The sequence below is a fragment of the uncultured Legionella sp. genome (assembly GCF_937871865.1).
Lineage (GTDB): Bacteria > Pseudomonadota > Gammaproteobacteria > Legionellales > Legionellaceae > Legionella.
This window is the reverse complement of sequence record NZ_CALMPD010000120.1, coordinates 1-1598: the sequence shown is the minus strand read 5'-3', so window position 1 is coordinate 1598 and position 1598 is coordinate 1. Positions and strand designations below refer to the sequence as shown.

The following is a 1598-nucleotide window of genomic DNA, read 5'->3' as shown; positions in this document are numbered from 1 at the left end:
AATTGTTCTAGTTTGCTCCACATCGCATCATCAATGACAAATCGTGACATCCAGTTACTCCGCTTTTACTATGGAGCCTTTTTATCAAATTTTTAACCGTTTGAAAAACTTTAAAAACACGCCCTTGGATTATTCTAGGAATTTTAAGGTTATTCTTTACTATGTCTAACCCCAGTTCGGGGTTTTAAAATGCTCAAAAATTGATTAATTCATGTTGCCAATGTGCTCTTGTAACCTGTGTTTCGGAGTTTAAAAGTGCTTGAAATGGAGTGCTGGCGCAACTAACATGATGAATTTTCTTTGGTTTCTCAGACAAAAGGATTTTCAATATGATAAAGGAACGCCAGCTAGTAGATATTTTTTGCGAAATTGATGATTTTTGCAAGGAGTTGGATAAAAATATATCTGAATCTCTACTATCAGCACCAACGAAGGGAGGGCGAGGTCCAAACTGCTGTTTGTCGATTAGTGAAATAATGACCGTTCAAATTTTATTCCAAATGGTTGGTTATCGTAATTTCAAAACGTTTTATACGGCTTTTCTAAAACAATATTGGCATCATTATTTTCCTGATTTGCCAGGATATACTCGGTTTGTAGAATTAATGTCGCGTTCTATTGTTCCATTAACCTTGTTTACACAACTAAAATGTGGAAAAAAAACGGGGATCTATTATATCGACTCCAGTTGTCTTCCTGTTTGCCACTTGAAAAGGTCAAAACGGCATAAGACCTTTGATAGTATTGCCAAGTATGGAAAAACATCAGTTGGTTGGTTTTTTGGATTAAAAATTCATTTGGTAGTCAATCATATCGGTGAGTTGATCGCATTCAAAATCACTCAAGGTAACCGGCATGATAATGCAACAGCTCAGACTCTACTTGGCTCACTTCAGGGATTAGCCTTTGGAGATAAAGGGTATATTGGAAAAAAATTATTCGAAGTGCTTATTAGAAATGGATTGAAACTCATTACCCGGAAACGCAAAAATATGAAAGAACAGCTCAATATAAATACATATGAGCAACAGTTATTAAATCAGCGCGGCATTATTGAAACAATATTTAACTGTTTGAAACATAAATACCACATTTGGCATACAAGACATCGTTCTGTCCTTAATGCTATGTCTCATTTAATGGCTGCTTTAGCTGCTTATACCATTGAGCCACTGAAATTGTCTGCGGTTAAACTTCTGACAAAGGAACCTGCTTTGCTTACTGCAAATTAAATTTAAAAAACTCCGAACTGGCGTTATGTCTAAGTTAATTTAAGTGATCTCTATGACTAATTCCTGCATAAACGGCTAAAAATGCTATAGTAATATTATCAACAGGCTATTGAAGGATTTACATGGACTTAGTAAGTCATGCTGCCTTAGGTGCTGCCTGCGCTCATTTGGTGCTTGGGAGGCAAAATAAAAAAATTGCCTGGAAAGTAGGGGCATTAGCGGCATTAGTACCTGATTTAGATATCCTAATCGCCTATCTTAGCCAAGAGCCATTAAGTATTGAATACTGGCACCGCAATTTTACCCATTCCTTGATTTTTATTCCTTTCGGAGCATTATTATTTGGCTGCATTTTAATGCTTATTC

2 protein-coding genes are annotated in these 1598 nt (G+C 36.0%); both read left to right on the top strand.

Going from position 1 to position 1598, the window contains the following annotated elements; all coding sequences use genetic code 11:
• The first annotated feature begins 329 nt into the window (after positions 1-329).
• Positions 330-1232 carry an IS982 family transposase gene (locus Q0495_RS06455; protein ID WP_298624237.1) on the top strand — a complete coding sequence of 301 codons (903 nt, stop codon included), beginning with the start codon at positions 330-332 and terminating at the stop codon, positions 1230-1232.
• Positions 1233-1354: 122 nt separating this feature from the next.
• The coding region (locus tag Q0495_RS06450; RefSeq protein ID WP_298624235.1) for a metal-dependent hydrolase at positions 1355-1598 on the top strand (244 nt) is incomplete at its 3' end.

Bases quoted from the DNA above. Each gene is read 5' to 3' on its own strand.
- Q0495_RS06455 (WP_298624237.1), top strand. From the start codon at position 330: ATGATAAAGGAACGCCAGCTAGTAGATATTTTTTGCGAAATTGATGAT.